The 6729-nt window shown below is 69.8% G+C and carries 7 protein-coding genes; 4 read left to right on the forward strand and 3 right to left on the reverse strand.

Annotation, left to right across the window (positions count from 1 at the left end):
- Positions 1-101: 101 nt before the first annotated feature.
- Entirely contained in the window at positions 102-1007 is a 906-nt protein-coding gene (locus VM306_RS02075; RefSeq protein ID WP_325510472.1) for an LD-carboxypeptidase, read from the reverse strand.
- Between the two features lie 132 nt (positions 1008-1139).
- On the opposite strand from VM306_RS02075, the gene VM306_RS02080 reads away from it, so the two are divergent.
- Positions 1140-1568 carry an OsmC family peroxiredoxin gene (locus tag VM306_RS02080; protein WP_325510473.1) on the forward strand — a complete coding sequence of 143 codons (429 nt, stop codon included), beginning with the start codon at positions 1140-1142 and terminating at the stop codon, positions 1566-1568.
- Here the strand turns inward: VM306_RS02080 and VM306_RS02085 are convergent.
- Positions 1543-2334 carry a cytochrome P450 gene (locus VM306_RS02085; RefSeq protein WP_325510474.1) on the reverse strand — a complete coding sequence of 264 codons (792 nt, stop codon included), beginning with the start codon at positions 2332-2334 and terminating at the stop codon, positions 1543-1545. The genes VM306_RS02080 and VM306_RS02085 overlap by 26 nt on opposite strands.
- 314 nt (positions 2335-2648) lie before the next feature.
- On the opposite strand from VM306_RS02085, the gene VM306_RS02090 reads away from it, so the two are divergent.
- The 3 genes from VM306_RS02090 to VM306_RS02100 all read left to right on the forward strand — a co-directional run bounded on the left by VM306_RS02090 (position 2649) and on the right by VM306_RS02100 (position 6143).
- Positions 2649-5426: a BTAD domain-containing putative transcriptional regulator gene (locus VM306_RS02090; protein WP_325510475.1), complete on the forward strand. Its 2778-nt coding sequence runs from the start codon at positions 2649-2651 to the stop codon at positions 5424-5426.
- 106 nt (positions 5427-5532) lie between these two features.
- Positions 5533-5691, forward strand: a complete 159-nt coding sequence (locus tag VM306_RS02095) for a hypothetical protein (protein ID WP_325510476.1) — start codon at positions 5533-5535, stop codon at positions 5689-5691.
- A gap of 53 nt (positions 5692-5744) precedes the next feature.
- The gene (locus tag VM306_RS02100; RefSeq protein ID WP_325510477.1) at positions 5745-6143 is read left to right on the forward strand and encodes a contact-dependent growth inhibition system immunity protein; all 399 of its coding nucleotides are present in this window, start codon (positions 5745-5747) and stop codon (positions 6141-6143) included.
- A 183-nt stretch (positions 6144-6326) separates the two neighbouring features.
- On the opposite strand, the gene VM306_RS02105 is transcribed toward VM306_RS02100, so the two are convergent.
- The gene (locus VM306_RS02105; protein ID WP_325510478.1) at positions 6327-6560 is read right to left on the reverse strand and encodes a hypothetical protein; all 234 of its coding nucleotides are present in this window, start codon (positions 6558-6560) and stop codon (positions 6327-6329) included.
- Positions 6561-6729: the final 169 nt, after the last annotated feature.

The raw sequence follows: 6729 nt of genomic DNA on the forward strand, positions 1-6729 counted from the left end.
CATGCTCACGGAGAGCATGGGCCTTTTCGTATCGCCATGATTTTCGGGGGACGCCCCCCGCGCGAGCAGCGAGGCCCGGTACCCGCGCGGTCGCCCGTCGTTCAGCACACCGCCGGGCCGACGGTGAGCGTGCCCGCGTCGGCGTCCAGCTCCGCGACTGGTCCCAGCGGCAAGGACAGCGGGCTGTCGCCGTGGCCGACGTCGATGCCACCGACCACCGGCACGCCCCACGTCTCCAGCCGGTCGCGCAGCACGTCGACCACGGTCCAGTCGCGGTCGGTGTAGCCCTCGAACCCCGGGAACCGGCCGAGTGCGACGCCGCGCAGTCCTCGCAGCGAACCGGACCGCGCCAGCTGCGTCAGCTGCCGGTCGACGTGCCCGATGCCGACTGCGAGCGGGGCCTCCAGGAAGAGGATCGCGCCGTCCAGGCTCGGCAGTCCGGCGCCGACGGACCAGGCGAGCGTGCCGAGGTGACCACCGACGACGTTCCCCCTCGCCACCCCGCCCACTCGCACGGTCGCCGTCAGCGCGTCCGGGTCCCGGTGCAGCACGGCGGGTTCGCCGTCCATCAGCAACGACCGCGTCGAGGCGGCCGAGCGTGCGCCGGACAGGAAGCCGTGGATCCCGGCGACGCGGCAGTGCCGCCACAGGGCCAGGTGCAGGTTGGTGATGTCACTGAACCCGACGAGCGGCTTGGGATCGGCCCGCACGGCGGCGAAGTCGATGTCGTCGGCGATGCGGTACGCGCCCGCACCACCGCGGGTCGCGATCACCGCCCGCACTCCGGGATCGCGATAGGCGCCGTCGAGGTCGGCCAGCCGGTCCTCGTCGCGCCCAGCCATGAAGCCGTGGCGGTCCATCGCGTGCTCACCGACCTCGACGACGAGGTCCCAGCTCTCCAGCACCCGCACGGACTCCGCGAGTTCCTCCTCGCCGGGGAAGCTCGCGGGCGAGACCAGGCGAACCCGGTCTCCTGCACGGACACGCGGGGGAAGCACGAGGTTCACCCGACGACTCTCCCAGTTCCCGCCCAGTGATTCCCAGCCGTCTCGAGGTGATCTCCAGGCCCTCCCGTGAAAGGGTGGTGCCAGCCGCTCGCATCAACCTGATCGAGCTCGTTCGACAAGGACCTGGAGACCATGGCCATCACTCAGACGGCAAACGCGCACTGGGAAGGCTCCCTCGTCGAGGGCAAGGGGAACGTCAGCCTCTCCACCTCCAACAGCGGCAGCTTCGACATCGACTGGAAGGCGCGCGCCGAGGAGGCGGGCGGCAAGACCAGCCCCGAGGAGCTCATCGCCGCGGCGCACTCGGCCTGCTACTCGATGGCGCTCTCGCACGGCCTCACCGGCGCGGGCACGCCGCCCACCTCGATCGACACCAAGGCCGAGGTGAAGTTCCAGGCCGGCGTCGGCATCACCGGCATTCACCTGACCGTGCGCGCCACCGTGCCGGGTCTGTCCCAGGAGGACTTCGCCGCGGCCGCCGAGGGCGCCAAGGCGAACTGCCCGGTCTCCAAGGCGCTCGCGGCCGTCGAGAACATCACGCTGGACGCCGCCCTGGTCTGAACCGCAACGCTGCGGGCCCGTGACTGATCAGGTGCCTGCGGTAGCGGACGTCGCCGGGCTGCTCGGCCGCTTCGGACGAGCGGTCGAGCAGCTCTTCGGCGACGATCCGGCCTTCCAGGCGCGCCAGCGCGGCGCCGAGGCAGTAGTGCGGGCCGTGGCCGAAGCCCAGGTGGGGTGGCACGGGCGGTCTGCCGGGGTCGAAGTCCTCGGTGAACACGTGCGGGTCGCGGTTGCCCGCGGCGTAGTCGAGGAACAGGTGGTCGCCCTCCTCGATCGGCACGCCGGCGACCGTCGCCGGGCACGTCGCCGTGCGGAAGAACCCGGTGAACGGCGCGTCGAGCCGCACCACCTCCTCCACCACGCCGTCCAGCCGGTGTTCGCGCCGGTCGAGCCGCAGCAGCATGCTGGCCAGCAGGTTCGTGGTCGACTCGGTCCCGGCCACCACGACGGCGAGGCACAGCGACAGCCGTTCCCGTTCGGAGAGCTGCCCTCCCCGGAACGCCCCCGAGCGGGCGAAGTAGGCGCAGAACTCGTTCATCCCGGCGAAGTACGAGCCGAGGACCCGTTCGCTCACCTCCTCGCCGCTCGTCAGTTCCAGCACCGGCGCCATGAACTCGCGGAACAGCGGGAAGTCCTGTTCGGGCACGCCGAGCAGGTCGCCGATGACGCCCAGCGTGAACGGCGCGGCGAACTCGCTGACGAAGTCCGCCTCGCCCGGAATCGTGTCGAGCAACGCCCTCGCGCGTTCCCGAATTGGATCAGCCATTCGGCGCACGGCCGTTGGAGTGAATTTCTGGTTCGCCACCGCGCGAATTCGCGCGTGTTTCGTTCCGTCTGCCGTGTTCAGTGACGACATCAGTTCCAATAATCGCCGCTGTTCCGGCGGCAACGTCGCCGCTATGGCCGCGAGCTGCGGACCTGACATGTCCCGGGAGGAGAACGTCACCGGGTCAGCCAGCACGGCACGCAGGTCGGAGTAGGCGACAACTCTTCGGGCGTTGATTCTCTCGTCGAATTCCATTGGGATATCTTGGCGCGGTTCCGGCCTTTGTCGGGGACTGACGACAGGACGAAAACAACGTGATCATCCGGCTGCTCGGACCGCTCGAACTCACCGGTCCGAACGGAGCGGTGCAGCTCACCAGCGCGGGACAGCGGACCCTCGTGGCCCGCCTCGCCGTCCACCCCGGGGAGACGGTGCCGAGGAGCGCGCTCGTGGACGCGCTGTGGTCGGACGAGGTGCCGGCCACGGCCACGAAGACCCTGCACAGCCTGCTCGCACGCCTGCGCGGTCAGATCCGCGACGCCGGGCTCGGCGAGCTGATCACCACCCGCGAGCCCGGTTACGTGTTCAACGCGCCTGCGGACCACGTTGACGTCGCACGGTTCGAATCGCTTGTCACAGCAGCACGCCGGAGTGACGAACCGATGGAGTCCGCACGGATGCTGCGCGAGGCGCTCGCGTTGTGGACGGGCGACCCGCTCGTGGACTGCAGACCCGGTGAGTGGGCCCGTCAGGAGTCCGCGCGGCTCACCGAGCTGCGGCTGGGCGCGACCGAGGACCTGATGGACGCCTCGCTGGCGGTCGGGGAGCATGCCGCCGTGGCGCCGCTGGTCAGCTCGCTGGTCGAGCAGCACCCGTTCCGCGAACGGCTGTGGGAGCAGCTGATGATCGCGCTCTACCGGTGCGGCCGGCAGGCCGAGGCGCTCGCCGCGTTCCACCGGGCGCGCGGCGTCCTGGTCGACGAGCCGGGCATCCGGCTGCGCGATCTCGAACAGGCGGTGCTGAACGCCGACCCCCGCCTGGACCTGGTCGAACGTCCGCCCGCACCGGTCCGCGGCAACCTGCCGGCCGACCACTCCAGCTTCGTCGACCGGCCAGAGACCGAGCAGGTCGCGAACCTCGTCGGGCAGCACCGGCTGGTCACGTTGATCGGCGTCGGCGGGGTGGGCAAGACGCGGCTCGCGGTGCACGTGGCGCGCGGCGAGCAGCCGGCGGACGGCGTGTGGCTGGTGGAGCTGGCGGCGTTGCGCGACAGGGCGCTGGTCCCGCACGCCGTGGCCGAGGCGCTGGGCGTGGTCGACCAGACCGGGCGCGGGCTGCTGACCGTGCTCACCGAGTTCCTCGCCGACCGCGACGCGCTGCTGGTGCTGGACAACTGCGAGCACGTCGTCGACCACTGCGCGGTGCTGGTCGACACGCTGCTGCGCTTCGCGCCACGGCTGCGGGTGATCGCCACGTCGAGGCGCGCGCTGCGGGTCCATGGCGAGCAAGTGCTGTCCGTGTCGCCGTTGTCCGTGCCGTATCCGGCGGCGACGTTGTTCGCCCGACGCGCCGACGCCGCGATTCCCGGGTCGTTCGTCATCACGGGCGCGAACGAACAGGCCGTGACGGACCTGTGCCGCAGGCTGGACGGCATTCCCCTGGCGATCGAGATGGCGGCACTGCGCGTGCGCGCGCTGACTCCGGCGCAGCTGCTCGAACGCCTCGACGACAGGTTCGAGGTGCTGACCGACGGCGGGCGCAACGCGTTGCCGCAGCACCAGACCCTGATCGCGACGATGGACTGGAGCTTCGACCTCTGCTCACCGCGCGAGCAGCTGCTGTGGGCGCGGGCGTCGGTGTTCGCCGGAAGTTTCGACCTCACCGCGGCCGAGGCCGTGTGCTCGGACGACGCGCTGACCGCGGACTTCATGTTCGACGCGGTGGACGGGCTGGTCGACAAGTCCGTGCTGCAGCGCGAAGAAGATGCCGGTGTGGCGCGCTATCGGTTGCTGGAGACCATGCGCCAGTACGGGCAGACGAGGTTGCGTGCGAGCGACGAAGAACCACGTCTGTGCACGCGGCATCGCGACTACTACGCCGGTGTTGCCGTGCAAGGCGAACGGGCTTGGTTCACGCCACGGCAGGCTGCGACCGTCGGCGCGATGACGGCCGAACGCGGCAACCTGCGCGCGGCGCTGGAGTACTCGCTGACGACCCCCGGCGAGGCCGACGCGGGGCTGCGGCTGGCGGCGACGCTGTGGTTCTACTGGGTCGGCTGCGGGCGGCTGGCCGAGGGACGGCACTGGCTGACCTGGGCGTTGTCACTGGACGCCAAGCCGTCGCGGGTGCGCTGCAAGGCGTTGTGGGTCGCGGGTTACGTGGCGACGTTGCAGGGCAACGCCGCCGCCGTGCCGGCGCTGCTGCAGGCGTGCCGCGCCGAGGCCTCGCTGCTGGGCGACCAAGACGCCGTCGTCTACGCGACATACGTGCAGGGCACGGCGGCTGTGTTCGACGACGACCTGGCGTCGGGCGCGGCGTTGCTGGCCGAGGCCGATCGGCTCCACTCCGCGCTGGGGCACCTGGACAGCAACGTGATCATGGCGCGTGTCGCGTTGGCGATCACCGTGGCGTTCAGCGGCGATTTAGACCGTGCGACGGCCATCTGCACCGAGGCACGGGCGTTGTGCGAGGAGAACGGTGAGCTGTGGGCGCGCGCGTACGCGTTGTACGTCCTGGCGTTCGTAGCGATGGCACGCGGTGACGTCGCCACGGCCCGTGAGCTGGCCACTTCTTCGTTGCGCGTCAAGGAGAGCTTCGACGACCTGCTGGGCATCGCGGTGGCGGTGGAGCTGCTCGCGTTGGTCTCGGTGGTCACGGGATCCGCGTCGCACGCCGCGCTGCTGCTGGGCGGGGCGGACCGGGTGTGGCGGTCCGTCGGGGTGCCGTTGTTCGGTTCGGCGAACTTCGCGGCGTCGCACGACCAGTGCGTGGCGTTGTGCCGGCAGGCGCTGGGTGACGAGGCCTTCGACGAGCACTTCGCCCGCGGTGCGGCGATGACCGTGGCGGCGGTCGTCGCGGCCGCGCAGTCGTGACGCAGCCTCCGCGCAGCCGTCCGGGCGCAGCAACGAATGCCTCAAGCTCCTGACGACGCGCATGGACCAGACGGCGCTCCTTGCGTGTGGTGCCGTGCTTCACCACGTGCGCGTCGCACTGTCGGCCATGGGCTGGGACTGCCACGTGCTGCGGTCCGTCTCGGCCGACGGCCAGGTCGCGTCGGTCCACCCGCGATGGGAGCTGGACCCGTTCTCGTGCGAGGCGGCCTCCGCGGCGGCGATCTCGTTGCGCAGGACCATTTAATGCCGAACCGTTGCCCCAGACGGCTCGTTAGGTCTTCCCCTTACCGGGACTATGTGCGTGTGGACCGGGACCGCACGCTCGCGCACCTGAGCGACGACGACTGGCGCAGGCCTGACTCGTCCTCCACCCAGCTCTACCGCGACCTGTGCGCGCTGCGGGACATGCCGGTGGGTCAGCTGACACCGACATCGCTGCACCTGCTGGTGACGCACCAGGTGGGCCTGGACGTGACGGCGCTGCTGGCGCTGGAGCACGTCGAATGCGACCCGCTGCGCTCGGTCGCCCTCTACCCCGGCGACCTGCTGGCGGCTCTACTGAGAGTGGACCACTCCTTCTGGTTCGATCACCCTCAGTTGCTGACGAGGATGTCCGCCCTGCTCGACCGCCTGCGCACGTTGCCCGACGGCGATTGGCGGCTGCTCGTATCAGCGGCCGAACAATTCCCCGGCTGACCACTTTCTCGTGGTCACGGGGCGTATTCGTCATACGGTGCATCAGACCGCGATTGAGTAGAAAACGCGCGTATTGCTTGACCCAATTGAGTGAACCCGATAGGCAATCCGAGTGTTGTCGGCGATGAGCGGGCCGGGTCGGCTCGCAACGGGGGCGCTCCTGGGCGCCGTCGTGGCCGCGTTTTACGTGCTAGCACCGCTTGTCGGCTCGCTGGCGTCGGGCGATCCGACAACGCCGGAGGGCGACAACAGGGCTCGCGTCTCGCTCATCAACACGCCGTCACTGCTCCCGACGCAGACCGAAACCCCGTCACAGACCGTGTCGTCCTCATCTTCATCGTCGTCTTCGTCTTCGGTGCCGTCTTCTTCTTCCAGTACAACAACTACGACAACCACGAAGACGACAACCACCGTCACGACAACGACTACTCAGGCCCCGCCAGTCACCACTACGACGACTACTCGCCCCAGACCGCCCACGACGACGACCACGACCACACGGCCGTGCGGCATCATCTTCTGCTGATACGCCGCCGGTAAGCCTCGTCGAGCCTGGCCGAGTCGGTGAGCTTGTGTCTTAACAGGT

This window comes from Lentzea sp., from assembly GCF_035525475.1.
Classification (GTDB): domain Bacteria; phylum Actinomycetota; class Actinomycetes; order Mycobacteriales; family Pseudonocardiaceae; genus Lentzea.

What these genes read in the sequence shown, in the direction of transcription:
- VM306_RS02080 (WP_325510473.1), top strand. Translation starts at nt 1,140, where the DNA reads ATGGCCATCACTCAGACGGCAAACGCGCACTGGGAAGGCTCCCTCGTC.
- VM306_RS02085 (WP_325510474.1), bottom strand. Translation starts at nt 2,334, where the DNA reads ATGGCTGATCCAATTCGGGAACGCGCGAGGGCGTTGCTCGACACGATT.